The sequence below is a fragment of the Ilumatobacteraceae bacterium genome, assembly GCA_033344875.1.
GTDB lineage: Bacteria > Actinomycetota > Acidimicrobiia > Acidimicrobiales > Ilumatobacteraceae > Ilumatobacter.
The window spans coordinates 209405-235059 of the sequence record JAWPMO010000001.1; the positions used below are offsets into that span (position 1 = coordinate 209405).

General features: G+C 69.5%; 29 protein-coding genes and 1 tRNA gene. 20 read left to right on the forward strand and 10 right to left on the reverse strand.

Annotated elements, in window-relative coordinates; translation table 11 throughout:
* Window positions 1–18: 18 nt before the first annotated feature.
* On the reverse strand, window positions 19–1263 hold the full coding sequence (locus R8G01_00985) for a DUF445 domain-containing protein (protein ID MDW3212544.1): 1245 nt from the start codon (window positions 1261–1263) through the stop codon (window positions 19–21).
* A gap of 46 nt (window positions 1264–1309) precedes the next feature.
* Between R8G01_00985 and R8G01_00990 the strand changes: the two genes are divergently transcribed.
* Window positions 1310–1885 (forward strand): hypothetical protein, encoded by a 576-nt coding sequence (locus tag R8G01_00990; GenBank protein ID MDW3212545.1) that lies wholly within the window; start codon window positions 1310–1312, stop codon window positions 1883–1885.
* Window positions 1882–2319, forward strand: coding sequence for a hypothetical protein (locus R8G01_00995; GenBank protein ID MDW3212546.1), 438 nt, complete (start codon window positions 1882–1884; stop codon window positions 2317–2319). The genes R8G01_00990 and R8G01_00995 overlap by 4 nt, the downstream gene beginning before the upstream one ends.
* A 9-nt stretch (window positions 2320–2328) precedes the next feature.
* Here R8G01_00995 and R8G01_01000 read toward each other — a convergent pair whose 3' ends face one another.
* The 3 genes from R8G01_01000 to R8G01_01010 form a co-directional block, all read right to left on the reverse strand.
* Window positions 2329–2730 carry a VOC family protein gene (locus R8G01_01000; GenBank protein MDW3212547.1) on the reverse strand — a complete coding sequence of 134 codons (402 nt, stop codon included), beginning with the start codon at window positions 2728–2730 and terminating at the stop codon, window positions 2329–2331.
* A gap of 83 nt (window positions 2731–2813) precedes the next feature.
* A complete protein-coding gene (locus R8G01_01005) occupies window positions 2814–4067 on the reverse strand; it encodes a hypothetical protein (GenBank protein MDW3212548.1) in 1254 nt (417 codons plus the stop codon).
* Window positions 4068–4145: 78 nt separating this feature from the next.
* A complete protein-coding gene (locus tag R8G01_01010) occupies window positions 4146–5081 on the reverse strand; it encodes an AraC family transcriptional regulator (protein ID MDW3212549.1) in 936 nt (311 codons plus the stop codon).
* A gap of 111 nt (window positions 5082–5192) precedes the next feature.
* Here R8G01_01010 and R8G01_01015 point away from each other — a divergent pair, with 111 nt between their 5' ends.
* Entirely contained in the window at window positions 5193–5738 is a 546-nt protein-coding gene (locus R8G01_01015) for a pyridoxamine 5'-phosphate oxidase family protein (protein ID MDW3212550.1), read from the forward strand.
* A complete protein-coding gene (locus tag R8G01_01020) occupies window positions 5735–6211 on the forward strand; it encodes an anthrone oxygenase family protein (GenBank protein ID MDW3212551.1) in 477 nt (158 codons plus the stop codon). The genes R8G01_01015 and R8G01_01020 overlap by 4 nt, the downstream gene beginning before the upstream one ends.
* Window positions 6212–6241: 30 nt before the next feature.
* Here R8G01_01020 and R8G01_01025 read toward each other — a convergent pair whose 3' ends face one another.
* Entirely contained in the window at window positions 6242–6820 is a 579-nt protein-coding gene (locus tag R8G01_01025; protein MDW3212552.1) for a hypothetical protein, read from the reverse strand.
* A gap of 138 nt (window positions 6821–6958) precedes the next feature.
* On the opposite strand from R8G01_01025, the gene rimO reads away from it, so the two are divergent.
* From rimO to R8G01_01055, 6 genes are all read left to right on the forward strand, one after another.
* Entirely contained in the window at window positions 6959–8254 is a 1296-nt protein-coding gene (gene rimO, locus R8G01_01030; GenBank protein MDW3212553.1) for a 30S ribosomal protein S12 methylthiotransferase RimO, read from the forward strand.
* Window positions 8254–8823 (forward strand): CDP-diacylglycerol--glycerol-3-phosphate 3-phosphatidyltransferase, encoded by a 570-nt coding sequence (gene pgsA, locus R8G01_01035; protein ID MDW3212554.1) that lies wholly within the window; start codon window positions 8254–8256, stop codon window positions 8821–8823. Before rimO ends, pgsA begins: the two co-directional genes overlap by 1 nt.
* A 2-nt stretch (window positions 8824–8825) precedes the next feature.
* Window positions 8826–10067, forward strand: coding sequence for a competence/damage-inducible protein A (locus R8G01_01040; GenBank protein ID MDW3212555.1), 1242 nt, complete (start codon window positions 8826–8828; stop codon window positions 10065–10067).
* A 52-nt stretch (window positions 10068–10119) separates the two neighbouring features.
* On the forward strand, window positions 10120–12231 hold the full coding sequence (locus R8G01_01045; GenBank protein MDW3212556.1) for a hypothetical protein: 2112 nt from the start codon (window positions 10120–10122) through the stop codon (window positions 12229–12231).
* A 67-nt stretch (window positions 12232–12298) separates the two neighbouring features.
* Window positions 12299–12372 (forward strand) — tRNA-Arg (locus R8G01_01050).
* A 63-nt stretch (window positions 12373–12435) separates the two neighbouring features.
* Window positions 12436–13011, forward strand: a complete 576-nt coding sequence (locus R8G01_01055; protein ID MDW3212557.1) for a CarD family transcriptional regulator — start codon at window positions 12436–12438, stop codon at window positions 13009–13011.
* Window positions 13012–13024: 13 nt separating this feature from the next.
* On the opposite strand, the gene R8G01_01060 is transcribed toward R8G01_01055, so the two are convergent.
* A complete protein-coding gene (locus R8G01_01060) occupies window positions 13025–13621 on the reverse strand; it encodes a hypothetical protein (protein ID MDW3212558.1) in 597 nt (198 codons plus the stop codon).
* 74 nt (window positions 13622–13695) lie between these two features.
* Here R8G01_01060 and R8G01_01065 point away from each other — a divergent pair, with 74 nt between their 5' ends.
* Together R8G01_01065 and R8G01_01070 are read left to right on the forward strand one after the other, a co-directional pair.
* Window positions 13696–14568 carry an NAD(P)-dependent oxidoreductase gene (locus tag R8G01_01065; GenBank protein ID MDW3212559.1) on the forward strand — a complete coding sequence of 291 codons (873 nt, stop codon included), beginning with the start codon at window positions 13696–13698 and terminating at the stop codon, window positions 14566–14568.
* Entirely contained in the window at window positions 14526–15452 is a 927-nt protein-coding gene (locus tag R8G01_01070) for a hypothetical protein (protein ID MDW3212560.1), read from the forward strand. Before R8G01_01065 ends, R8G01_01070 begins: the two co-directional genes overlap by 43 nt.
* 7 nt (window positions 15453–15459) lie before the next feature.
* On the opposite strand, the gene R8G01_01075 is transcribed toward R8G01_01070, so the two are convergent.
* Together R8G01_01075 and R8G01_01080 are read right to left on the reverse strand one after the other, a co-directional pair.
* The gene (locus R8G01_01075; protein MDW3212561.1) at window positions 15460–16680 is read right to left on the reverse strand and encodes a cytochrome P450; all 1221 of its coding nucleotides are present in this window, start codon (window positions 16678–16680) and stop codon (window positions 15460–15462) included.
* Between the two features lies 1 nt (window position 16681).
* Window positions 16682–17470, reverse strand: a complete 789-nt coding sequence (locus tag R8G01_01080) for an SDR family oxidoreductase (GenBank protein MDW3212562.1) — start codon at window positions 17468–17470, stop codon at window positions 16682–16684.
* 37 nt (window positions 17471–17507) lie between these two features.
* Between R8G01_01080 and R8G01_01085 the strand changes: the two genes are divergently transcribed.
* The 3 genes from R8G01_01085 to R8G01_01095 are packed head-to-tail and all read left to right on the forward strand — an operon-like array spanning window position 17508 to window position 19988.
* Entirely contained in the window at window positions 17508–18110 is a 603-nt protein-coding gene (locus R8G01_01085; protein ID MDW3212563.1) for a TetR/AcrR family transcriptional regulator, read from the forward strand.
* Window positions 18111–18156: 46 nt separating this feature from the next.
* Complete coding sequence (locus tag R8G01_01090; protein ID MDW3212564.1) at window positions 18157–19242, forward strand: GNAT family N-acetyltransferase; 1086 nt, start codon at window positions 18157–18159, stop codon at window positions 19240–19242.
* Window positions 19239–19988 carry a thioesterase gene (locus tag R8G01_01095; GenBank protein MDW3212565.1) on the forward strand — a complete coding sequence of 250 codons (750 nt, stop codon included), beginning with the start codon at window positions 19239–19241 and terminating at the stop codon, window positions 19986–19988. Before R8G01_01090 ends, R8G01_01095 begins: the two co-directional genes overlap by 4 nt.
* 41 nt (window positions 19989–20029) lie before the next feature.
* Here the strand turns inward: R8G01_01095 and R8G01_01100 are convergent, their stop codons facing one another.
* On the reverse strand, window positions 20030–22201 hold the full coding sequence (locus tag R8G01_01100; protein MDW3212566.1) for a BTAD domain-containing putative transcriptional regulator: 2172 nt from the start codon (window positions 22199–22201) through the stop codon (window positions 20030–20032).
* An 87-nt stretch (window positions 22202–22288) separates the two neighbouring features.
* Here R8G01_01100 and R8G01_01105 point away from each other — a divergent pair, with 87 nt between their 5' ends.
* The gene (locus R8G01_01105; protein ID MDW3212567.1) at window positions 22289–22564 is read left to right on the forward strand and encodes a DUF4242 domain-containing protein; all 276 of its coding nucleotides are present in this window, start codon (window positions 22289–22291) and stop codon (window positions 22562–22564) included.
* Between the two features lie 17 nt (window positions 22565–22581).
* Window positions 22582–22866 (forward strand): DUF4242 domain-containing protein, encoded by a 285-nt coding sequence (locus R8G01_01110; GenBank protein ID MDW3212568.1) that lies wholly within the window; start codon window positions 22582–22584, stop codon window positions 22864–22866.
* Window positions 22867–22931: 65 nt separating this feature from the next.
* Here the strand turns inward: R8G01_01110 and R8G01_01115 are convergent, their stop codons facing one another.
* Window positions 22932–23702 carry a UDP-galactose-lipid carrier transferase gene (locus tag R8G01_01115; GenBank protein MDW3212569.1) on the reverse strand — a complete coding sequence of 257 codons (771 nt, stop codon included), beginning with the start codon at window positions 23700–23702 and terminating at the stop codon, window positions 22932–22934.
* Window positions 23703–23779: 77 nt separating this feature from the next.
* Here R8G01_01115 and R8G01_01120 point away from each other — a divergent pair, with 77 nt between their 5' ends.
* Genes R8G01_01120 through R8G01_01130 form a run of 3 tightly spaced genes read left to right on the forward strand, consistent with a single transcriptional unit; the run spans window position 23780 to window position 25624 of the window.
* Window positions 23780–24787: a histone deacetylase gene (locus R8G01_01120; GenBank protein MDW3212570.1), complete on the forward strand. Its 1008-nt coding sequence runs from the start codon at window positions 23780–23782 to the stop codon at window positions 24785–24787.
* 1 nt (window position 24788) lies between these two features.
* Window positions 24789–25253: an NUDIX hydrolase gene (locus R8G01_01125; protein ID MDW3212571.1), complete on the forward strand. Its 465-nt coding sequence runs from the start codon at window positions 24789–24791 to the stop codon at window positions 25251–25253.
* A complete protein-coding gene (locus R8G01_01130) occupies window positions 25250–25624 on the forward strand; it encodes a hypothetical protein (GenBank protein ID MDW3212572.1) in 375 nt (124 codons plus the stop codon). The genes R8G01_01125 and R8G01_01130 overlap by 4 nt, the downstream gene beginning before the upstream one ends.
* The last annotated feature ends 31 nt before the right edge of the window (window positions 25625–25655 follow it).

The window sequence follows — 25655 nt, forward strand, 5'->3', positions numbered from 1 at the left end:
ATGCCAGGTCGCGAACAGTCAGAGGAGTTCGCTGAGCGCGTGGATGACGATGCCGGCGAGACCGCCGACGAGCGTGCCATTGATGCGGATGAACTGCAGGTCGCGGCCGACCTGGAGCTCCATCTTCTCGGCGGTCGATTCGCCGTCCCAGCGCTCGACGGTGTTGGCGATCAGATCGCCGACCTCGCTGCGGTACCGGTCGATCACGTACCCGACGGCACGCTCGACCCAGTCGTTCACCTTGAGCTGCAGCGTCGGGTCGGTGCTCAGACGGGCACCGAGTTGCTGCAGGCTGGTCGCGGCCCTCACCCGGAGTTCGGAGTCGGGATCGTTGGCGGCGTCGATCATCGCCTGCTTGGTGCCGAGCCACAGCGACTCGATCCAGGCCCGGAACTCGGGGTGGTCGAGCAATTCGTCCTTGAGCGCCTCACCCTTGGCGAGCATCTCGGGATCGTGCTTGAGCCGTTCGGCGAGTGCTGCGACCCGGGTGTCGACCGAACCGCGCACCTCGTGGTGCGGGTCGGCGCCGACGTCGGCGATGAAGCTGCCGACGGCGGTGTAGATCTTCTCGAACACGCGGTCGTCGATCGGCTCGGGCACCCACCACGGCGACTCCTCGTCGAGCCGCTTGCGGAACGTCGTCCGGTTGTCGTCGAGGAACCCGCCGAGGCCGACGAGCACCGAGTCGAGTAGCCGTTGATGGTGGCCGCCGTCGATCGTGAGATCGATCGCCTTGCCGAACAGGGGAGCGGCAGGGGTGGAGGAGATCCGGCGCCGGACGACGCCTTCGAGGCCGTGCTGGACCTCCTTGTCGTCGAGGACCTCGAGCGTGCCCTTCAGCGCGTCGCCGAGCGCCTCGCTCGCGCGCTGGGCGTTGGCGGGTTCGGAAAGCCACACGCCGAGTCGGCGACCGATGTCGGCGTGGGCGAGTCGCTCGCCGAGCACCTCCTCGGTCAGGAAGTTGCTCTCGACGAACTCGCCGAGGCTGCGGCCGATCTGGTCTTTGCGCTTCGGGATGATCGCCGTGTGCGGGATCGGGAGGCGGAGTGGGTGACGGAACAGGGCGGTCACCGCGAACCAGTCCGCGAGTGCTCCGACCATCGCCGCCTCCGAGAACGCACGGACGTATCCGACCCAGCCTTCGCCGCCGTGGACGTTGGTGATCACGTACACGACCGCGGCCGCGACCAGGAGCGCGAGTGCCACGGCCTTCATCCGCCGCAGGCTGCGTAGCCGTTCGGCGTCGTTCTGGCCCGGTTCCATCGGCTCGGACGCTACCTGTCGTGCTGCCCCGTTCTACGGTGGGTGGATGACGCGACTGAGCATGATCGGCCCATCCGGACTGTCCGAGGAGCAGCAGCAGCTGTGGGACGGCTTGACGGCGAGCCGCGGGAGCGGACTCGAACTGACCGATGAGCACGGGCATCTCGTCGGCCCGTTCAACGCCTGGCTGCACGTGCCGAAGATCGGTCGGCGGCTGTCGTCGCTCGGTGCCCACCTCCGGTTCGAGACCTCGATCGAACGACGGCTGAGCGAGGTCGCGATCTGCACGGTCGGGGCGCACTGGCGCTCCGAGTTCGAGTTCTTCGCCCATGCGCCGATGGCGCTCGAACACGGTGTCGATCCGTCGGTGATCGAGGCGCTCCGGGCCGGAGAGGTGCCGTCGTTCGATCGCGACGACGAGCAGATCGTGTACGAGGTGGCCCGCCAACTGTTGAACGATCGACGGGTGACCGACTCGACGTATGCGTCGGCCGAGTCCCTGCTGGGCGAGGCGGGCATGGTCGAACTCGTGGCGCTGATCGGCTACTACTGCCTGATCTCGATGCTGCTCAACCTGTTCGAGGTGCCGCTCCCCGGCGACGCCGAACCCAACTGGCCGTGAGCGCGTCCGGCCCCGATCGAGGAGAACCGGACGAGTTCGCGCTCACCGCCGATGAACGGCGGCAGGTCGAGCGCTCCATCGAGCGCGAGAGTGTGTGGCATCTCATCTGGCTGGGGCTGGCGATCACGTTCGTCGCCGGGATCGGTCTGTGGTTCGCGAAGTGGGACGCGGCGACGTTCGACAGGTTCGATTCGGTCGACGGACGGACCATCGCCGTGCCGTACGAGTGCAACGCGCCGGTGCGAGTCCACGTCGACGAACGGGCAGATCGGGTCGTGGTGCGACTCGAGACCCGCACGCCCGCCAACAACCAGGATTGCGCGAACTCGGTGTGCGTGCACCTCGATGCGCCGCTCGGTGATCGGCCCGTGATCGACGAGCGGACCGGCTCGACGGCTCGTCGCGGGTTCGACGATTTCTGCGGTGAGCCCTAGCAGCAACACCTAGCTCGCCGGTGGGCCGAGCAGGTCCCAGCGGTTGCCGGCGATGTCGTCGAACACGACGACTCGGCCGTACGGCTCGTCTCGTGGTTCGCCGTGGAAGGTGACGTCGGCATCGACCATGCGCTCGTAGGCGGCGTCGAAGTCGTCGACCTCGAGGAAGAACGAGACCCGGCCGCCGGTCTGATCGCCGACACGGGCCGACTGTTCAGCGCCTCGCGCCTCGGCCAGGAGGAGTCCGGTCTCGGCCCCCGGCGGGCGCACGACGACCCACCGCTTCGGTAGGCCGTCGTTCGTGAGCGACGGAGCGTCCTCGACCAGGTCGAAGCCCATCACGTCGACGAAGAACTGGATCGCCGGGTCGTAGTCGTCGACGACGAGCGTGACGAGTCCGAGGTGTGCCATGGGGGGAGTCTCGCGTGCCGCGCCCGAACGCGACCGTTCGCCCCGACCGATGGTCGGAGCGAACGGACGAGTCGCGGCTCGGGTCAGAGCGACAGACCGTTGCAGTCGAACAGGTCGTCGCCCAACTCGTCCTCGCTCACACCTTCGGCGTACCCGTCGGAGGACGGCATGTACCCGAACACTCCGAGCGAGATCGGCTCGAAACTCGCATCCCACACGGCGTACGTGTCGTCGTCGTCCCGCTCGAATCCCCAGCTGGTGATGTAACCCTCGCCGCACACGACGCCGGCACCATGGGTGACCGAGGCGCCGCTGTAGACGCTGAAGTCGCCGCCACCGTCGGCCTGATAGCGGATGATGCACCCGCCTTCGAGGAACGTGAACACGCCGATCTCCACCGTGGAGGCGCCGCCACCGACGACGGCGAGCAGTTCGTCGCCGCCGTACGTCAGATCGACGTCGGCGAACCCGATCGCGCGGACCCCATGGGCTCCGGCACCGCTGACCTCGACCTCGGACTGAGCGCCGGTCGAGAACTCGACCCGGAGCTTCCAGGTGCCGTCGAAGTAGGCGACGATGCGGTCGTCGTCGCCGCCGACGCCGTCGATGTCGACCCAGAGTTCGTTGCCGACGATCGCGGTGCCTGGCAGGGTGGGGAGCGGGCCGCACAGCAGCTCGTCGTCGGGTGACGCCAGGTCGTCGATCTCGGTCGGTTCCGGCGGGTCGACCGGCTCGACGGCGAGGTCGTCGGCGCCCGGCTTCGGTGCGGTGTCGATCGCCCGGATACAGCCGGTTTCGTCGGTGGCGAAGGTCCAGCGCTGGTCGGTGTCGTTGTCGACGAGCACGATGTGGTCGCCCTCGTCGCCCTCGACCGGACCGGTGAGGTAGGCCCAACCGGAGATCGCGTCGACGACCGCTTCGGAGACGATGTCGTTCTCCACGACCCGCACATGCCAGCCGCCCTCGGCGCCGTACGCGGTGACGGCGTCGTCGGCGTGACCGTCCCCGTCGGTGTCGAAGGCGAGGGTCGGCATCGAGTCGGGCCGAGGGGGCATCGCGCCGAACGCTCCGCACGGGTCCGGCGCTTCGGTCGTCGGCGGTGCCGTTGGCTCGGGGGAGTGTTCGACGACGTCCGCCGTCGTGGTGGTGTGCGGTGCCGTGCTCGGGGCCACGCTCGGCTCGGTAGTGGCGGGCGCAACGGTGGCGACCGTCGAGTCGACCGCCGGGGTGCCCGGGGAGGTGAGGGTGGTGCCGGTACCGCAGGCGCCGGCCACGAGCATGGTGGCCGCGGTGACGACTGCGAGGCGGTGACGGGGTGAGATCAGTGTGTGCTGCATGCCCGTCCAGATGGCCGTCGACGCCGCACCTCGCACATTGTCGCGAGAAATCTCGGGGTGGGCCGGGCGACGGACGACTCAGGCGGCGCGAACCCGTGCGGCGCGCGGCGGTTCGCCCATCACCCGCTTGTAGGCCCGACTGAATGCCGCCTCGGACTCGTAGCCGACCTCGGTGGCGGTCGACGCGACCGTTCGCCCGTCACGCAGGAGGTCGTGGGCGACGTGCATCCGCCAGCGGGTCACGTACCTCATCGCCGACTCGCCGACGAGTTCGGTGAACCGAGCGGCGAACGCGGAACGCGACATGGCCACCTCGTCGGCGAGTGACGCGACCGACCAGTCACGGGCCGGTTCGGCGTGGATGCGGGCCATCGCCGCGCCGATCTGCGCATCGCGCAGTGCGCCGAGCCAGCCGGTCTGTGCGGCCGGGTCGTTCTCGATCCAGCTCCGGATCGCCTGCAGCACGACGATGTCGCAGAGTCGGCTGATCACGGCGTCGCCTCCCGGTCGCGCCTGCTGCGTCTCCTCCGCCATGAGATCGAGCGTGGTGCGCATCCAGTCGGCCCGGGTGGAGCGGCTCGCTTCGATGTGGATGCACCGTGGGAGTGCGTCGATCAGCTGGCGGGCTGCCGGGTGCTCGAACCGGATGCCGCCGCAGACGACGTTCGTCGGGGCGCCGCCACCTCCGTGTCGGAGGATCGCGTAGTGCTCGGTGATGTAGTCGTGGGGGAGGTCGAGCACGATCGGGGTCTCGGTCTCGGTCGCTCCCCATGCTCGGTGCCCGGTGCCGTGCGGGACGACGATCAGATCGCCGGCGCGCAGGGTGAGGAGCTCGCCGTCGACCTCCACGTTGCAGACGCCGTCGACCACCGCGTGGAACCAGACGCAGTCGTCCATCGGCGGCAACGCGAGGCCCCACGGTTCGGTGAGGTACGACGGGCAGTAGAAGACGCCCGACATCTGGATGTAGCGCAGCGCCTCGCCGATCGAGGGCACCGTGGTGGACGCGTCCATGCCGCCAGTGTGCCGCGAACCTCACCGGTCGTCCAGCCGGCTGGACGAACGAGCATGAAATGGGATGCTTCGGTCATGGACAATCCAGAGAGGGTCGCTCATCCTGGAGCCATGCACAACAACGACACCACCACCGCGACCGCCACGACGATCCTCGAACCGCTGCCGGCGGATCTCCACCGGCCCGATCCCGAGCAGGTGGCCCGTGCGATCGCCAAGCGTTCCTTCGCGACGCTCGCCTCCGTGTCACCCGCGGGGCGCCCGCACGTCGCCGGCGTCCTGTACGAGGCCGTGGCCGATCGGCTGTACATCAGCACGCTGCGATCGAGCCGCAAGGCGCGCAACGTCGCCGCCAACGGGCAGGTCGGCGTCTGCATCCCGATCCGTCGGCTGCCGATCGGGCCGCCGTCCACCGTGCAGTTCCAGGCGGTCGCCGACGTGTTGGCGGCCGACGACCCGGTGATCTCCGGCCTCGTCGCCGACGGTCACCTCGCGTCGATCACCGGCCACGGCGAGCTGGAACTCGCGGACGGATGTTTCCTGCGGATCGCGGTGCCGCCCCGCCAGCTGACCTACGGATTGGGCATGTCGTTGCGCAGCCTGATCAAGGATCCGCTCGGAGCGAGCGGCATCGTCGACCCGGCCCCGGCGCCGTGAGTTGGGTGGTCCCGGCGATCGTCGCCGGTGCGCTCGCGGCCGCGATCAACGCCGGAGCGTTCTTCGTGTTCTCGAACTTCGTGATGCCGGCGCTCGCCGACCTCCCCCCGGCCGAGGGGGCGGCGGCGATGCAGTCGATCAATCGCTTCGCACCCAACCCGATGTTCATGCTGGCCCTCTTCGGCGCCCCGCTGATCGGGGTGCCGGTCCTCGTGGCCGACTGGGGTGAGCGGTCCGGAGCGGAGTTCCGCTGGGTCGCCATCGCCGCGTTCACGTCGATGCTCACGGTCGTGGTGACCGCGGCATGCAACGTGCCCCGCAACGACGCGCTCGCAGTGCTCGACGCCGCGTCGCCGTCGACGGCGTCGTACTGGTCCGACTACGTGACGACGTGGACCCGCTGGAACACGGTGCGGACCGTCACCTCGGTCGTGAGCGTCGGTGCCTGGGCGTTGGCGCTCCGGGGCCGATGAGACCGGGACCGGCGGCCGGTCTCGTGTCGGTCAGATGTCGGGGCGGTCGCCGAACTCGGGCCGCTCGGTGCGGGTCCGCTTGAGCTCCCAGAAGCCCGGCACGTCCATCATGGCGGTCAGCGCGTCCCAGAGTTTGAGCGACAGGTCGCCCGGCGGGACCCGGGTGATCACGGGGCCGAAGTAGGCCTGGCGTTCGCCCTCGCTGTTGTCCATCGCGATGATCGGCGTGCCGATGTCGTTGCCGGCGAGTTCGAGACCGACGTCCATGCGACGACGGATCTCGTCGTCCCACGACTCGTCGTCGGCAGCCGCGGCGAGCTCCGGGTCGAGACCGAGGTGCTCGAGCATCTTCGTGAAGTCGGCGGTGTCGCGCTCGCCGTCGTGGTGCACGGTCGTGCCGGCCAGCAGGTACCAGCGCTGCACGGCGGACTCGCCGGCGTCGGCGCGGACCGCTTCCATCACCCGGAGCATCTGGTGCGTCTTGAACACCGGGGCGTAGTTCTCGGCGTCCGGCTGGACGTCGTTCTTGAACATCAGGCTGATCGGTTGCCAGACGACGTTCAGATCACGGTGTGGTGTCACTTCGTCGACGACCCAACGGGCCGTCACCCAGCACCATGGTCAAATCGGGTCGACCCAGAATTCCACATCGGTAGCCATCGTCCGAGTATGACGTCTTGCGCGCGCAATTACTCCTCGGAGGTCATCGGTCGGAGGCCCGGGGCGCACGGATAGCCTGGGCGAGCCATGTCGCAGCGCTTCTACGTCGAGACTCTGGGGTGTCCCAAGAACCAGGTCGACTCCGACAAGTTGATCGGGACCCTGCTGGCAGACGGCATGGAGCCCACCGACGACGCGTCGGTCGCCGATCTCGTCGTCGTCAACACGTGTGCGTTCATCGACGACGCCCGCAAGGAGTCGGTCGACACGATCCTGGCGCTCGACGAGCAGCGGGCCCCCGACGCGCGGCTGGTCGTCACCGGATGTATGGCCGAGCGGTACGGCGCCGAGCTCGCCGAGGCGTTGCCCGAGGTCGACCAGGTCGCCGGGTTCGGCGTGCCCGTCCACCAGCGGACGGCGGGCAAGACCCTCATCCCGGTCACCTCGGCACCACTGCCCGAACTCGACCTCCTCAACCTGCCTCGACCGAAGTCGATCTCACCGTGGGCGTACGTCAAGATCGCCGAGGGATGTGACCGGTCGTGCGGGTTCTGCGCGATCCCCAGCTTCCGCGGCCCGCAGCGCAGCCGTGACATCGCACAGATCGTGACCGAGGTCGACGAGCTCGCCGCCCGCGAGATCGTGCTGGTGGCGCAAGACCTCGCCTCGTACGGCAAGGACCGCCCGGACGAACTCGGAGCGGGTTCGATCGTGCCGTTGATCGAAGCGGTCGCCGAGCGGACCGACTGGGTCCGCCTGCTCTACCTCTACCCGAGCGACCTGACCGACGAGCTGATCGACACGATCTGCGCGACCGAGGTGCCGTACTTCGATCTGTCGCTCCAACACGTCAGCAAGCCTCTGCTGCGGCGCATGCGCCGGTGGGGTGACGGCGACCGGTTCCTCCATCGGATCGGCGACATCCGCGCCCGGCAACCAGACGCAGCGTTCCGGTCGAACTTCATCGTCGGCTACCCCGGCGAGACCGAGGCCGATCACGATCAGCTCCTCGCGTTCGTCGAGGCGGCGCAACTCGACTGGTGCGGCTTCTTCGCCTACTCGCCCGAAGAGGGAACCCACGCCTACACGCTCGACGGCGCCGTCGAGCGCTCGTTGATGCACGAACGCCTCGCCGAGCTGCGCGAGCTGCAAGACGACATCACGGCCGAGCGTCGCGACGAGATGATCGGGCGCACGGTCCGGGTGCTGGTCGACGAACCCGGCGTCGCCCGGAGTGTTCGAGAGGCGCCCGAGATCGACGGCGTCATCCACGTCGCGGCCGAACTCGCGGTCGGCGAGTTCGCCGACGTCCGGATCATCGATGCGCTCGGGCCCGACCTGGTCGCCGACGGTGGGGTGCTCACCGACGAGGACGACGACTGATGCCGGTCGACCCGAACGCGCTCGCGACGTGGGCGAATGCCATCACCGTCGGTCGGCTCGTCGTGTCGCCGATCATGTTCCTCGTGATCCCCGATCACAACCGTGGCTCGTGGCTGGCGTTCATCCTGTGGTTCGTGCTGTGCGTCAGCGACGGCATCGACGGCTATCTCGCCCGGCGTCACGGGACCACCACCTCGGGGGCGTTCCTCGACCCGCTCGCCGACAAGGTGTTGGTGCTCGGCGCGATGTTCACCCTCGTCACACGCGACGTGTTCTGGATCCTCCCGGTCGCACTGATCGCCGGACGCGAGGTCATCATCAGCGTGTATCGCACGTTCGTCGCATCCAAGGGCGTCAGTATCCCCGCGAGTCAAGTCGCCAAGTGGAAGACCGTCTTCCAGCAGTCGGCGGTCGGATTCGCGCTGTGGCCGTGGTTCGCCGTCGACGCCAAGTGGTTCTGGGTCACGCTCCTGTGGGTCGCCGTCGGCCTGTCGATGCTCAGCGGGATCCAGTACCTCTGGTACTCACGGGTCACCGGCAGGGCGCTCGACGAGGCCGGGGTCCACTGACCGTGCGTTGCGACGTCCTCGCGGTCGGGACCGAACTGCTGCTCGGGCAGATCATCGACAGCAACTCGGCGTGGATGGGCGAACAGCTCGCTGCGCACGGCATCGATTCGCTCGTCCAGGTCAAGGTCGGCGACAACATCGGGCGGATCACCACGATGCTGCGGCGGATGCTCGACGACAGCGACGCCGTCATCATGTGCGGTGGGCTCGGCCCGACGCACGACGACCTCACCCGCGAGGCGATCGCGGCGGTCATGGGCGTCGAACTCGAACTCGACCATGCGGTCGCCGACACGATCCGCGACATGTTCGAACGTCGCGGACGGCGCATGTCCGACAACAATCTGCGCCAGGCGATGGTGCCGGTCGGGGCGTCGATCATCCCGCAGACACGAGGCACCGCCCCCGGCCTCGTGTGTCCGGTCACGATCGACGGCGTCGACAAGGTGGTGTTCGCCGTCCCGGGCGTGCCGCACGAGATGAACGACATGTTCGAGCGTGGCATCATGCCCGAGTTGCTGCGGCGCAGCGGCGATCGTTCGGTGATCGGGAGCCGCGTCCTGCTCACCTGGGGTGAGAGCGAGAGCGGTCTGAACGAACGACTCGACGGCGTCATCGCCGAGTTGGAGGCGCTCGGCAACCCGACGCTGGCGTTTCTCGCGAGCGGGTGGAACGGCCTGAAGATCCGGCTGACGGCCAAGGCGCCCGACGCGGCCGCATGTCGTGCGCTGCTCGACTCGTGGGAGGCGATGGTGCGCGCCGAGGTCGGCGACATCGTCTTCGGTGTCGACGGCGACTCGATGGAGTCGGTCGTCCTCGACCTCATGCGCCGGAACAACTGGACGCTGGGCCTCGCCGAGTCGGTGACCGGCGGTCTGGTCGGGGCTCGGCTGACCGGGATCTCCGGATGCAGCGACGTGTTCCGTGGCTCGATCGTGTCGTACGCCACCGAGGTCAAGCAGCAGGTGCTCGGGGTGAGCTCCGGTCCGGTCGTCAACGAGGAGGCCGCGCTCGAGATGGCGCGCGGCGCGCGTGATGTCCTCGGCGCCGACGTCGCACTCTCGTTGACGGGCGTCGCCGGCCCGGGCGAGCAGGACGGTATGCCCGCCGGCACCTTGTGCATCGGGCTCGTCTGGCCCGACGGTGAGCTCACCCGCTCGGTGCGTCTTCCCGGCCTGCGTGAGCAGATGCGACAGTTCTCGGTGATCACCTCACTCGACCTGCTCCGGCGCACGCTCGACTGACCTCACCCGGCGTGCCTGCCACACCACGAACCGCGCTACTACGGTGGTGCCGGTGACGTCACCACTCGGGCCGCCCAACGAGCCGTCCAGCCCGCCCCCGCCGCAGCCGCCGGCCATGCAGCCGAAGTACCTGATCGGGCTCGGTATCGCCGCGGTCGTGGTGCTCGTCGCCGCGGTGATCGTGCTCGTCGCCCGGTCGGGCGGCGGTGACAGCGTCGCCGTCGACGACGGCGTGACGACGACGCTCGACGAGACCGCACCGACGACGTCGCCGATCCCGCTGCCGGCCACCACGACGGTCACCAGCACCACCACGACCACGTCGACCACCAGCACCAGCACGACGTCGACGACGACGCTCCCGCCGCTGCCGCCCGTGGCGAATGCGGGCGACGATCTGGCCGCCGACGCTGGCTCCGACGTCGTCCTGACGGCGATCGAGATGAGCGAACCGAACCAGGCGATCGTGTGGCGTCAGATCGGCGGCCCCGATGTGACCGACGGAGCGGGCCGCCTGCGGGGCAACGACGCGAGCTTCGCGGCACCGGCGTCGCCGTCGACGCTGTACTTCGAACTCGATGTGACCGGCCGCGGTGGCGAGGTCGTCACCGACGAACTCCGCATCGACGTGTTCGAGGATGCGAGCCGGGCCGTCTTCGTCGACGGGGACGGCGGCGACGACGCCGGTGACGGGTCTCGCGACCTCCCGTTCCGCACCCTCGTCCGGGCACTCGACTTCACGGGTGGCACGTCGACCGACATCTACGTGCGGTCGATCGACCGGGCGTACTCGACGGGGACGGCACTGCTCGATCGTGGTTCGAGCCTGTACGGCGGGTACGACGACGACTGGGTACGTGACCTCCGACGTCCGGCGTCGGTGTCCGGCACCGATGCCGGCATCGCCGTGTTCGACGCCGATCGCGCCGTCATCTCCGGCGTCGAGGTCGTCGGGCCCGACCTCGCCACCGGTGACCCGTCGTACGGGATCGTCGCAGCGGGCGTCGGCCGACTCGAGATCGACCACGCCAGCGTCCGTGCAGGGACGTCCACGGGCGTCAGCGTCGGTCTCGCGACCGAGGCGGTCGGCACGCTCGTCATCACCGAGGCGAGGATCAGCGGCGGTGCCGCCGGCGACGGCGACCCCGGCGTCGTCGGCGAACCGACCTCGGCGGTCGCTCCGAGCGGAGCCGACGCGCCGGCAGACCCGCCGACTCCCGGGCCCGCCGGCGGCAACGGCGGCGCGGGTGGCGAAGGTGGTGCGGGCCTCGAACGGGGCGACGACGGTGCCGGACCGGCCGGTGGCGTCGGCGGTGAACCGCGTCAGGCCGGTGGCTCGGGCGGCGGTGGTGCCGGTGGACCCGGTGGTGTCGGCGGCGACGGCGGAACGGTCGTCGACGACGATCCCGCCAGGGCCGGTGCCGGGCAGCCGGGAGCGCCCGGTGGCGAAGGCGTCGGTGGGTCCGGTGGCGGTGGCGGCGGCGGTCTCATCCTCCACGACGGTGGCGGTGGCGGTGGCGGCGGTGGCGGCGGGACGGGCGGCGCCCCGGGCCTCGGCGGCACGGGAGGACATCTCTCGGCAGGCATGTGGCTCGTCGACACCGACGACGTCGTCATCAGTGCGTCCACCATCGAGGGTGGCGTCGCCGGGTCGGGCGGTGCGGGCGCTGCCGGTGCCGCCGGCGGGCAGGGCGGCGGCGGCGGTGGCGGTGCCGAAGGCGTCTCGACGTTCGTCGACACATCGGGTGCCGGTGGCGGCGGTGGCGGCGGTGGTGCCGGCGGGCAGGGCGGCACCGGTGGCGGCGGTGGCGGTGGTCGGTCGGTCGGGTTGGTGACCTCCGGCGAGGGTGTCATCGAGGTGATCGGTTCGGTGATTCGTGGCGGTACCGGCGGCGACGGCGGACCCGGCGGTGACGGCGGGCTGCCCGGCAATCCAGGATCGGGTGGTGCCGGTCGACTCGGCGGGGGTGGTGCCGGTGGGCTGCGTGCCGACGGCCCCGTGGCAGCCTCCGGAGCGCCCGCCTCCGGCGGCGACTCGATCGGATGGTGGGACGTCGGCGGCTGGTCGCGCACGATCACCGACACCACGATCCGGGCCGGTACGCCCGGGCGAGGTGGTGGCCCCGATGCCCGTTCCGCCGCCGCGCTCGACACCGTGTTCTGACCGAACCCCGCGCCGGCATCGTCGGCCGCCGTGCATCGACCCGATCGAGGTGGATACATTGCCCGGTGCCCCCGTAGCTCAGCTGGATAGAGCGTCGGCCTTCTAATCCGAAGTGCGCAGGTTCGAATCCTGTCGGGGGCGCTGTAGCCTGGGAACACGCTGTTTCCGGGTCGACCGGCAACGTTTGGACGCGAAAGGCACTGCGTGAACTTCAAGAAGGGCGAGACCGTCATCTATCCCCAGCACGGCGCATGCGTCGTCAAAGGGACCAAGAAGATGGAGGCCTTCGGTGAGAAGCAGGACTACCTGATTCTCGAGACCGTCATCAGCGAGATGGTGTTGAAGGTGCCGGTCGACAAGGCCGAAGAAGTCGGCGTCCGGCCGCCGGTGAGCGCCGACGAACTCGAAGACCTCGTGGCGGTGCTCGCCAAGCCCGACCCGCGCGTGCCGTCCAACTGGAGCCGCCGGTTCAAGAACCACCAGGAGAAGCTCAAGAGCGGCGACGTCTATCAGGTCGCCGAGGTGGTTCGGAACCTGGCGGCACGCAACCGCGACGCCTCGCTGTCGGCCGCCGAGCGCACCATGTACGAGCGGGCTCGGGTCAACCTGATCTCCGAGATCTCGCCGGCGCTGAAGGTCTCCTCCGAGGCCGCCGAGGAGTACCTCGACGAAGCGCTCGCCAAGGGTGTGCTCAAGCCGGAGAAGGCCGAGAAGCCGGAAAAGGCCGAGAAGCCGGAGAAGGCCGAGAAAGCCGAAAAGGCCGAGAAGGCCAAGAAGTAGCGTCCCGGTCGCCTCAGGCGACCGGGAAGTCGCCCTGCACCCAGGGCATGTCGAACGTCACGACGAACAGCTTCGGCGCGCCGGCGATCGGCTCGGTCACCCGTGTGGCGGCGACCGTCGCACCGGCCGGGAGGTCGACCGACCGTGCGTCGTCGATCCCGACCTGTTCCGGGCGGAACCACACGAGCGGTGCCGGTGGGGCCCCCATCGACTCGGGGTCGGGCACCCCGACCGCATGGCCGATCGTGTAACCGGAGTGATCCGACCGCTCGACCACCACGAAGTGGGCGATCCGTCGATGCCGTGACCAGGTCGACGAGTGGTTGTTCGCGACGACGCTCGCCGAGTCACCGACCGCGTGGCGGGTGAGCACCGCCAGGCCGACACCCGAACCGGGCAGGAGCCGACTGGTCGGGTAGTACGACAGCTCCCAGGCGTGTCGGACCCGGAGGCGGTCGGCGAGTCGTTCGACGTCGTCCTCGGTGATCGACTGGAGCGCGATCGCGTCGGCATCGAGGGCAGCGAGGGCGTCGCCGACCACTCCGGCGTCGGCGTGGGGCACGAGCCAGCTGGCGATCGTCCACGTGCGCGGCACCGTCTCCAGGGGCATGTGACCAGTCTGGCTGACGCGGACCTCGTTCGGGGGTTTGGCCGGCCTCGCGAGGGATCTGCGAGAATCGGACCATGGCACGAGTCGCATTTCTCGGGTTGGGCGTGATGGGTGGGCCGATGGCCGGACACCTCGCACGGGCCGGTCACGAGGTCACCGTTTACAACCGAACCGCCTCCAAGGCATTGGCCTGGGTCGGTGAGCACGGACACCAGGCGTCGCCGACGCCGGCCGAGGCCGCCGAGGGTGCGGAGTTCGTGATGATGTGCGTCGGCAACGACGACGACGTCCGTACCGTGGCCCTCGGCGCTTCGGGGGCGGTGCCGGCGATGGCCGAAGGCGCGGTGCTGGTCGATCACACGACGGCGTCCGCCGACGTCGCCAGGGAACTCGCAGCGGCGTGCGCCGAGCGTGGTCTCGGCTTCGTCGATGCGCCGATCAGCGGCGGACAGGCCGGTGCCGAGAACGGTCAGCTCACGGTGATGTGCGGGTCGGATGTGACCGAGGTGTTCGGCGCCGCTCGCGAGATCATCATGGCCTACGCGCGCGAATGCCGCCGATTGGGCGATGCCGGCGCCGGCCAGACCACCAAGATGGTCAACCAGATCTGCATCGCCGGGCTGGTCCAGGGACTCGCCGAAGGGGTGGCGTTCGCCCAGAAGGCCGGCCTCGACATCTCCGAGGTGGTCGCCACCATCGGCAAGGGGGCGGCGGCGAGCTGGCAGATGGAGAACCGAGCCGAGTCGATGGCCGCGGGAGAGTTCGAGCACGGTTTCGCGGTGGAATGGATGCGCAAGGACCTGGCGATCTGCCTCGCCGAGGCCGACCGGCTGGGTGCCCGGCTCCCGGTGACCGCGCTGGTGGACCAGTTCTACCAACACGTGGTCGAGCGGGGAGGACGTCGGTGGGACACCAGTTCCCTCGTGCAGTTGTTGCAGCAACCCTGACGCTGGGCGCGGCTGCCTGCGGTGGGTCCGACGGTGGCGGCGATCCACCCCCGGTGCTCGAGGTCGCCCGTGGGCAGGTCGAGTCCGGAGCGCGGGGTTCGACGGGGGAGCAGAGCGCGGACGGGTCGCAGGCGGGCCCGACCGAACTGCCGCCACCCGACCCGTCGGCGTTCGAGGGTGCGCACCGGGTCGTCAACCTCTTCGCCGAGCCGGTCGGCGGCGACGCCGGCCCGACCGCCATCGACGTGTGGGGCCGCCGTACCTTCGAGCACGGCCCGGTCCTCCTGGCCGAGAACGTCGGGTTCGGCGCTGCATCGGGGTACTTCGCGGCGCCCGTCGGTTCGTCCGTGGTGATCGTGAGCGCCGGAGCCGGCCCCGACGGCGAGGAGCGCGCGGTGCTCCCCGACGTCGGCGACACCGATCAGGTCACGTCGGTGTTCACCAACGGTGCCGATCCGGCGAGCGAGCGGACATCGGCCATCCACGAAGTCGGCGCCGACCTCGCGCCCGCCCCGCCGGCCGAGGGGCACGGCATCGTGATCGTCGTGGCCGCCAACCTGCAGGCCTTCCGCGACGAGTTGCTGGCGTCGGTCGGCGCCGATTCCTTCTTCGTCGGCGACGGTTCCGACACCTGTCGAACCCAACGGATCGAGGCGACCGGTGCCGCGCCCGCCGTCCTCGGGACGGCGGAGCGCGTCGAGCTGGAGGTCGCGTCGGGGTCGGCGCAGGTCTCGCTGCACGCCTGGTCGCCGAGGGGCGGCTGTGACGGTCCGTCGATCCTCGACGCGACGGTCGACGTCGTCGCCGGCTCGGTCACGACGCTGTTGGTCTCCACGCGTGACGGCAGCGGCTTGTCGTCGCTCGCGCTGCCCGCCGGCGGGTGATCCTCCGTCAGCGGACGGTCAGGGGCATCCGGTCGACGCCTCGGATGGTGATCCGATCGCGCCAGTGCGGTTCGTCGGCGAGCTCGATCTGCTCGAATCGGCGGATCAGGCGAGTGATCGCGACCGTCGCTTCGAGCTTCGCGAGCGAGGCGCCGAGGCAGTAGTGGATGCCCGCCGCGAACGCGGTGTGTCGCCCGGCGTTCGGTCGGTCGAGCCGAAGCGTGTGCGGATCGTCGAACATCGCCGGGTCGTGGTTCGCGGCGCCGAGCACGGTGAGGATCGTGTGCCCGGGTTCGACCACGACGCTGCCGCCGGCCGCATCGGCGAACGACATCGGCTGCATCGCCACGCGGACCGTGTGCTGCACCGGACCGTCGTAGCGGAGGAGTTCATCGACGGCGTTGGCGTCGAGCGTGGTGTCGGTCCGCCATCGGTCGAGTTGGTCGGGATGGCGGAGGAGCGCCAGCATGCCGTTGCCGATCAGGTTGACGGTGGTCTCGTGGCCGGCCACGTACAGCAGCACGACGAACGAGATCAGCTCCTCGAAGCTGAGGGTGTCGCCATCGTCTTCGACCGCGAGCAGCGCCGAGAGGAGATCGTCGCCGGGGGCTGCACGTCGGGCCTCGATCACCTCGATCAGGTACGGGACGAGCGCGAGCACGGCGGCTTCGGCGGCGTCGAGGTCGGCGAGGGTCGCCGCCGGCTCCAGACTGGCGGTGAGCGCCTGGCTCCAGTCGCGGAGTTCGTCGGCACGATCGGTCGGCATGTCGAGCAGTTCGGAGATCACCTGGAACGGCACGGGGAAGGCGAGGTCGTCGATCAACTCGATCGTGCCTCGGTCGGCGGCGGCGTCGAGCGCTTCGTCGACCATGTGCTCGATGCCGGGTCGGAGCAGTTCGATCTGGCGGGGCGTGAACGCCTTGGAGACGAGCCGGCGCAACCGGGTGTGGTCGGGTGGGTCGAGGTTGAGGATCGACTTGGCGCCACCGCGGCGCCGTTCGCGACGGCGGATCCCGACCTCGTCGGTCGGCGCGACGATGGCGTTCGCCTCGACGTCGCGGCTGACCTCGTTGCTCCGCAGCGTGGCGAACACGTCGGCGTAGCGGGTGAGCACGGTCTGTCCGCCCGGCGCCAGGTAGGCGGGAGCCTCCGTGCGCAGCCGGTCGTAGTAGGGGTACGGGTCGGCCCGGAACGCCGGGTCGAAGGGGTTCCACAGGGTGGTGCTCATGTCAGGTGCCTTCCGGGGGAGCGATCGCAGGGTTCCATTCGTAGGTGTCGGGTTCGACCCCGGGCCAGACGACCCACTGGGCGCCGGAGATCCGCTCGTCGAGCGATCGGGTGACGACGTCGGCGATGCGTTCGGTCGGCATGATCTCGAGTCCGATCGCTCCGATCATCTCGCGGGCGTGCTCGCCGATGATGTTGGTGTCGGTGAACCCCGGGCAGATCGCGCTGATGCAGACGTCGGGTGTGTCGGGCCCGTCGAGCGAGGCGGCGACCGACCGGACGAAGCCGACGACGGCATGCTTGGTGAGCGCGTACACCGGGTCCATGCCGACCGGGACGAGGCCGGCGACCGAAGCGGTGGCCACGATGTCACCGGTGCCGCGTTCGACCATGCCCGGCAGCACGGCTCGGGTGCCGAAGACAACGCCGTCGACGTTGATCGACATGATCCGTCGGTACGCCTCGTCGGTGAGCGACGCGATCGAGAGGCCTTCGGTCGGAGGGAGACCCTGGTTGGTCGAGATCCCGGCGTTGAGGAAGGCGATGTCGAACGGGCCGGCGGTGGCGACGACCCGGGCCCAGGCGGTCGGATCGCCCACGTCGAGCATCGCGAACGATCCACCGACCTGCTCGGCGACCGCTGCGCCGCCGGCCTCGTCGATGTCGGTGACGACGACATCGGCGCCGAGTTCGGCCATCGCGATCGCCGTCGCCTTGCCGATCCCGCTCGCTCCGCCGGTGACGATCGCCCGACGGTCGTCGAGTCGCATGGTGCTGATTCCGTTGCTCATCGACAACAAGTAAACACTGGTGTATACATAGAGGTCAATGCGGACGTCGACGAATCCAGCGCACGGGGCACCCGGCAGCTCGCCGGGGGCGGTGCGGCTGCCGCGTGCCGAGCGTCGTGCCCAACTGATCGGAGCCGCCGCGTCGGCGTTCCTCGAACGCGGTTACGACGGCACCTCGGTCGAGTCCGTGGCGGCGCAGGCCGGCGTCACGCGGCTGATCGTCTACCGCAACTTCGACGGCAAGGAGGCGCTGTACCGGGCCGTGCTGAACTCGGTGACCGAGCGGTTGCGTGTCGAGTTCGACGACGACCGGACCACCGAGATCGCCGCCCGGCTGCTCCGAGTGGCGCGCGAACAGCCCGATGCGTTCCGGCTCCTGTGGCGTCACGCTCGGCACGAGCCGGCCTTCGCTGCCGAGGCCGAGATGTTCCGTCTGGTCGCGGGCGAGTACGCCGACGCGATCATCGTGCGGTACATCGCCGACCCCCGATACCGGCGGTGGAGCGCAGCAGTCGTGGTCGACCACCTCCACGAAGGCATCTGCACCTGGCTCGACATCGGTGATCCGGCGCTCGACGACGAGTTCGCCGAGCGGTTGCGCGCCGGGGTGCGTGCGCTGGTCGCCGCGTGGTCCGACTGACGCACCTCGGCCGTTCGGCCGTGAGCGACGGCGATACGGTCCTGTCATGACCGACTTCCCGCCCGGATTCTTCGATCGGGCCGACGACGCTCCCGATTCGGTCTTCTACGAGCCCGACCGGTTCGTCACCCACATCGACGACGGCGCGATCGCCGCCGTTTCCGAGCTGTACCGCGAGCTCGTTCTCACCGGCGACGTCCTCGATCTCTGCTCGTCGTGGGTGTCGCACTTTCCATCGACGCCCGACCGGCTCGTCGCCCTCGGCATGAACGCGAACGAGCTCGCGGCGAACCCGGCGGCGACCGACACCCTCGTGCACGACCTGAACGTCGATCCGCATCTGCCGTTCGACGACGCGTCGTTCGACGCCGTCACCTGTTGCGTGTCGATCGACTATCTGGTGAGACCCGTCGAGGTGTTCGATGAGGTGGCGCGGGTGCTGCGTCGCGGGGCGCCCTTCGTGGTGACGTTCTCGAACCGCTGCTTCCCGAACAAGGCGATTCGGGCATGGCTCGCCGCCGACGATCGGCAACGGTGTTCGATCGTCGCGGCCTACTTCGGTGCGGTCGGATGGTTCGCCCCGGCCACCGTGCAGCTCCGCAACCCGTCGCGATCGGGCGATCCGCTGTACGCGGTGTGGGCCTCGACCTACGGATCCGGCGTCGAGGTGCGTCCGGCGACGGCCGGCGACCAGGCCTTCGTCACCGAGATGCTCTACGAGGCGCTCTTCGTCCCGCCGGGCGCCACGCCGCTCGACCGATCGATCGTCGACGAGGTGGAGGACCTCGCTCGATATCACCGTGGGTTCGGCGCCGAGCCCGGCGACGTCGGACGCGTCGCTCACGACCGAGATGGCGAGCCGGTGGGTGCAGCCTGGGTTCGTCAGCTGCGCGGTTACGGGTTCGTCGACGAGCGCACGCCCGAGCTGTCGATCGCGGTCGTCGGGTCGCGACGCGGCAGCGGGGTGGGGGCGGCGCTCCTTGCGTCGTTGCTCGACGCCGTACCGCGCGCCAGCCTGAGCGTCGACCGGCGCAACCCGGCGGTGCGTCTCTACGAGCGGCTGGGCTTCGAGGTCGTCGACGACGACGGCGAGCACACACTCGTGATGCTCCGCTCGGGGGACGCCACATGAGCGCCGTGCCGGCGACCGAGCTGCTGCCCCTCACCGAGCAGGGGCGTCGCTTCTCGACGTCGCGGACGGTGCGGCTCGGCGACGTCGACACCCGTGGACAGGTTCGCTTCGACGCGATCGCCCGCTACCTGCAAGACGTCGCCAGCGACGATGCGTTGACCGCGCGCCTGCCGAATGCGATGGGGTGGGTGGTGCGCCGCACGATGATCCGGGTCGACGAGCCGTGTCGCCTCAACGAGAACATTGAGCTCACCACGTACTGCACGGGATTCGGCAGGTCGTGGGCGGAACGGCGGACCTCGATCGGTGGCGATGCCGGGGGAGCGATCGAAGCGGTCAGCCTCTGGGTCCAGATCGACACCGAGACCGGTCGACCGGCCCGACTGGGCGACGAGTTCGTCGCCCGCTACGGCGAGGCAGCGGCCGGTCGCACGGTGTCGTCGAAGCTTTCGCTCCCGCCACCGCCGTCCGATGCCCGACGCGGCAACTGGAGCTTCCGTGCCACCGACCTCGACCCGTTCGAACACGTCAACAACGCCGCACAATGGTCGCTGCTCGAGTCGCTCGACGCGTTCGAGGATCGTCGCGGCGTCGCCGAACTCGAGTATCTCGCCCCGGTCGGGCTCGGCGCGATGGAGCTGCTCGTCGCCGGCACCTCGGCGTGGCTGCTCGTCGGCGACCGTACGGCGAGTGCGTACCGGTGGACGCCGGCGGCCGCTGCGCACGACGGCGCGCCGGCGGTCTGACCGAGCGGTCCCCGAGCCGCCGGTCCCGCCGTCGGCCGTGATCAGGTCGGTTCGGTGACGCGGGTTCTCGCGTAGTCGCCGTGCAGCCAGTGCCATGCGGACTGTGCTGCGACGAACCGTTTCAAGCGCAGCGGGGTTCGCCGCAGGTCGTCGGCGGGAAGGCGGCTGAGCGCTCGGTCGTACCACTTGACCGCTTCGACTTTGGCGCCCGAGCGGTCGCTCTCTTCGCCGGCTTCGGTGAACGCTTCGACGGCATCGTCGAGGTCGGCCGCATCGGCCGCCGCGAAGTAGTGGGACGCCACCGCTGCCGACACGCCCTCCGACCGCGGCTGCGATGCCCACGCTCTCGCCGCCGCCACGTGCAGATCTTCGAGATGGAGCACCGACATCGACGCCGTTGCCGCCTTGCGGAGGATCGCATGGGTGAACCGGTATTGCCGCTCGCCGTGGTCGACCTCGTCGAGAATGCCGGCCTGTGTCGCCTCGGCCAGTGCGGCCGGCACGTCGGACACCACTCCTGCGAACCGGCGGAGCAGCCCGACCGGAGCCGCCTCACCGAGGACCGCTGCGTACTCGAGCAACCGTCGTGTCTCGGGTGACAGGCGACGGAGTCGGCGCTCGACCACCTCGGTCACCCCGACCGGAACACCGTCACGCGACCCGGTCTCGGCGATGTGGCCGATGATCTCGATCGCCAGGAACGGGTTGCCGTCCGTCTCTCGATACACCCAGCCCGCTGTATCGTCGTCGCTGCTCAGCGGCCCGGACGGCATCAGGAGCATCAGGTCGGTCGCCGGAAGCCCGGCCAGCAGCATGCGCTCGACCTGGGGCTCGGTGCGCAGGTCGGCGAGGATGTCGTCGAACAACTCAGCAGCTTCCGTCGTGCGATGCGTGCCGATGGTCATCGACCCCGGCAACCGGTGCCCGGCCGCCAGATAGTGGAGCAGTCGCAGCGTCGCCGAGTCGGCCCACTGCAGATCTTCGAGGATCAGGATCAGATTTCGGCTGCCCTGGATCTGCTGCAGGATCCAGCAGAACGTGTCGAAGCGTTCGAGCAACGTGATCGCCGCGGCGGACGACGTGTGTTCGTCCGACGGTCGGCCGGCCCGCTCGTTCCTCAGCGACGGAATGACTTCGGCCACCACGTCCCGGCGGCGCCCGAGCAGTGCTTCCGCGACGTCGTCGCCGATCGACCGGACATGGTCGGTCAGCGCCTCGACGAACGGTCGATAGGGCGCCGCGACGTGCTCGTCGCATCGGCCGACCAGCACCACCGTGTCGTCGTCGGCCGCGATCCGTGCGACCTCGGCGGCCAACGTGGTCTTGCCGATGCCCGGCTCCCCGCCGACGAAGATCGTGTGTTGGGCGCCGTGCTTCGTCTGGGCCAGACGGTTCCGGATTCGTGCGACTTCCGCAGTCCGTCCGACCATCGCCCCTGACAAGGGCGACGCTCCCTGCGCAATCGGTGGTGCGTCGAGTGCCGGATCGTGGTCGAGGATCTGCTGTTCGACCTCGACCAGACGCCGGCCCGGCGACACCCCGAGTTCGTCGGCCAACACTCGGCGCGACTCGGCCAGGCTACGCAGGGCGTCGACCTGCCGCTCGCTGCGGTACAGGGCGATCGCCAGCGTCGCCCGCAGCCCCTCGCGGTACGGGTACTGCTCGATCAGTTCGTCGAGTGCGGCGATCGCCTCGTGGTGAGCGCCGAGGCGGACGAGCGTGTCGGCGTGCAGTTCGGCCGCGTCGACCCACTGCTCCGTCAACCTCACCGACACTGCCGCGAGCGGCCCGTCCGGTGCCGCCTCGCCGAACGGCCGGTCGGCACCGAGTGCGAGCGCTTCGGCCAGCAGCGTCAGCGCGAGCCGAGGCTCGGCCGCTTCAGCTGCGGCGCGGGCGCGTCGAACGAGTTCCCGGAACCGGACCGCGTCGACGGCGCTGCCGTCGAGGGCGAGTGCGTACCCGTGCTCGGTGGTCGTGATGCGCGAGTGCCCGACGATCTTGCGCAGGTCCGAGATGTATCCCTGGACCAGGTTCGGAGCCGACGGAGGCGGGTGCTCGCCCCACAGCGCGTCGATGATCGAGTCGACCGACCGGCTGCTGCCGACGTGCAACGCGAGGAACGCGAGCAGCCAACGCGCCTTGGCGGCACCGATGCGAATGCCGGCCTCGTCGTCGAGGTCGACCTCGATACCGCCGAGCAGTCGAACCTCCATCGCTCCAGTCTGGCTCCAGCGGCACTCCAGGCCGCGCACGCATGCTGAACCTCGTCACGAAACACCGACCAGAAGGAGCAGAATCTCATGCAGAGCTACTTGATCGAACGCCACTTCGGCCACATCACACCGGAACAGCTCGCCGCCGGCGGGTCGAAGTCCAAGCGGTGCGCCGCGGAGGACTTCGCCGACACCATCGTCTGGAAGCAGTCGCATGCGCTCGAGACCACCGACGGTCTGGTGACCTATTGCCTGTACGAGGCCGCCGGTGAAGACGCCATCCGCGCGCACGCATCGGCCGCCGGATTGCCGTGTGACAAGATCAGCGCCGTACAGGTCGTCGGGCCCGACGACTTCGAGTGAGAGAAGGGTTCGGGATCGTGCCGAAATTCCTGGTCGAACGTGTGTGGGATCCGATGGACGAAGCCGAACTCGCCAAGATGGCCGTGCTGTCGCAACGGATCATCGACGAGACCTTCTCCGACATCACGTGGGAACGGTCCCAGGTCGCGGTCGACGACGACGGCGTGATTCGAACCTTCTGCGTCTACGGTGCGCCTGGCAAGGATCGGGTGCGTGAGCACTCGGCCGTATTGGGATGCCATCGAATCGACAACATCTACGAGATCGCCGGCGACATCGACCCCGCCGACCTCCCCTCGTAGCCGACGGTTCGAGTATCCGACACGTGCGTCGGACGCCGGGCGCGGATCAGGCGGGGTGCGGTTGATCAGGCCCAGCCGTCGTCGTCGACGGCCGGAAGGTGGAACGAGGCGAGCCCCGTCTCGATGCGATCGACGATCGTCTCGATGATCTCGACCCGGGCCCATCGCTTCTGTTCGCCGGAGACGAGATGCCATGGCGCCAGGTCGTGATCGGTCTGTTCGAACATGTCCTCGACCGCGGCGTGGTAGTCGCCGATCTTGTCGCGGTTGCGCCAGTCCTCGTCGGTCAATTTCCAGCGCCGGAGCGGGTCGCGTTGACGCTTCTCGAATCGGCGCAGCTGTTCCTCCGGGCTGATCTGCACCCAGAACTTGATGACGATCAAGCCCTCCAGCACGAGGTTGCGCTCGAACTGCACGATCTCGTCGTAGGCGCGCTGCCACTGGTCGACGGTCGCATAGCCCTCGACGCGCTCGACCAACACGCGGCCGTACCAGCTCCGGTCGAACAGGGCGAAGCCGCCGAGCCCCGGGACGTCGGACCAGAAGCGCCAGAGGAAGTGTTTGCGCTTCTCGTCGAAGGTCGGCTTGGCGAACGCCGACACCCGGTAGTGCCGTGGATCGAGCGGTTCGACGACCCGCTTGATCGCACCACCCTTGCCCGCCGCGTCCGACCCTTCGAACACGACGAGCACGCCGGGGCCGATCGCCGGGTTCTCGAGGTGGCCGCCGAGATCGAGCCGGAGCGCGAGCAGCCGACGCTGCGCGGCGGCGAGTCGAGCCTCGTAGTCGTCCTTGCGCAGCGTGGCCGACAGGTCGAGATCGTCGAGTCTCCCCATGGGGCGACCGTAGCCCCTGGTCGCTGTCCCTCGCTCCCGCGTGTGGCGATCGGCCCGCGCCGTGCCAGGCTGGTGGGGTGAGCGTTCCCCTCATCGTCCTCACCGGTGCCGAACACGACGAGCACGAGACGCCCGGGTGGCACCCGGAGCATCGCGGTCGTCTCGACGCGGCGCTGGCGGGTATCCACGAAGGTGGGCTCGACGATGCCACCGAATGGCGGTTGCCCGAGCTGGCTGCGGTCGCCGATCTGGTGACCGTGCACGCGCCGTCGTACGTGTCGGCGATCGAGGAGTTCTGTGCCGCCGGTGGTGGCAACCTCGACCCCGACACCGTCGCGACCTCGGGTTCGTGGAACACGGCGAGGCGTACCGCTGGTGCCGTGCTCGGCGGCATCGACGCGTTGCGAGCGGGGGAGTGCGACGTCGCGTTCGCCGCCGGCCGCCCGCCGGGGCACCATGCGGTCAAGGACCGGGCGATGGGGTTCTGCCTGTTCAACCACGCCGCGGTCGGCGCCGCCCGTCTCGCGGCCCAGGGCGAGAAGGTTGCGATCGTCGACTGGGACGTTCACCACGGCAACGGCACGCAGGACATCTTCTATGACGACCCGAACGTGCTGTACGTCTCGACGCACGAGTCCCCGCTGTACCCCGGTACCGGCATGCTGCGGGAGACGGGCGACGGCGCCGGCCTCGGCGCGAACCTGAATCTGCCGTTCCCGGCGGGCACGGCCGGCGACACGTACCGGGCCGCGTTCGACGACGTGATCGTGCCCCGTATCGAACAGTTCGCCCCCGACTGGTTGATCATCTCGGCCGGCTACGACGGCCACCGGGCCGACCCGCTCGCCGGGATCGGGCTGACCTCCGCCGACTACGCCGATTTCGCCCGTCGGCTCCAGCCGCTGGTCGCCGCCCGCCGGGTGCTCGTCGTGCTGGAGGGTGGGTACGACCTGTCGGCGTTGACGTACAGCGTGGGTGCGACGTTGAGTGCGCTCGTCGGCGGCGCGTACCGACCCGAGCCGGCGTCGACGGGCGAGATCGGCATGCCCACGATCGTGGCGGCCCGACAGCTGTGGGAGTTCTGACGTGCGACGAACCGGTGACGGATTCATGCAGTGCTCCGACGGCCACGTCCGGTGGGGCGTCTTCGGTGCCGCCGGCGTGGTGTTCGTGGTGCGGTTCCCCGACGGCCCCAGGGTGATGCTCCAGAAGCGGTCGGCGTTCGCGCACGAGGGCGGTACCTGGTCGTGCGCCGGGGGAGCGCTCGACGAGGGCGAGACGCCGCTCGAAGGCGCGCTCCGGGAGGCCTCCGAGGAGGTCGGCGAGATCCCGGCCGACTACTCGGTCGTCGGGAGCACGGTCTTCGCACCGGCGACCGACTGGTCGTACACGACGTTCGTGGTCGAGGTGCCGGGCGAGTTCGGTGCGTCGATCAACTTCGAGACCGATGCGGTCGCGTGGGACACGCCCGACGAGGTCGAGCGGCGGCCGATGCACGCCGGATTCGCAGCGGCGTGGCCGGAGCTCCGGGCGATCATCGAGACGATGTGACCGAACAGTTCTTCCCGTACGACCTCGATCGTCGGTGGGCTCCGATGTTCGCGGTGCTCGGGCTCGGCGACGACGACGGTGTGTACGTCGGCGACGACGGATCGTTCCGGGCGACGTTCGGACGGGTGGGGATCACGACCACACTCGACAACGTGCATCACACCGACGTGACCGGTCCGCACCGCTGGTACACGGCGGTCGGTCTCCGGCTCAGCTTCGCCGACGACGGCATCACGTTCGGCACCAATCATCGCCGCGGGCTCTGCATCGAGTTCGTCGACCCGGTCCCCAAGGTCATCGGGTTCAAGCGGCACTCTGCGCTGTGGGTGAGCGTCGCCGACCCCGAGGGTCTGGCTGCCGCGATCGGCTGAGTCGATCCCAGCCGTCGACGGTACGGTGGCC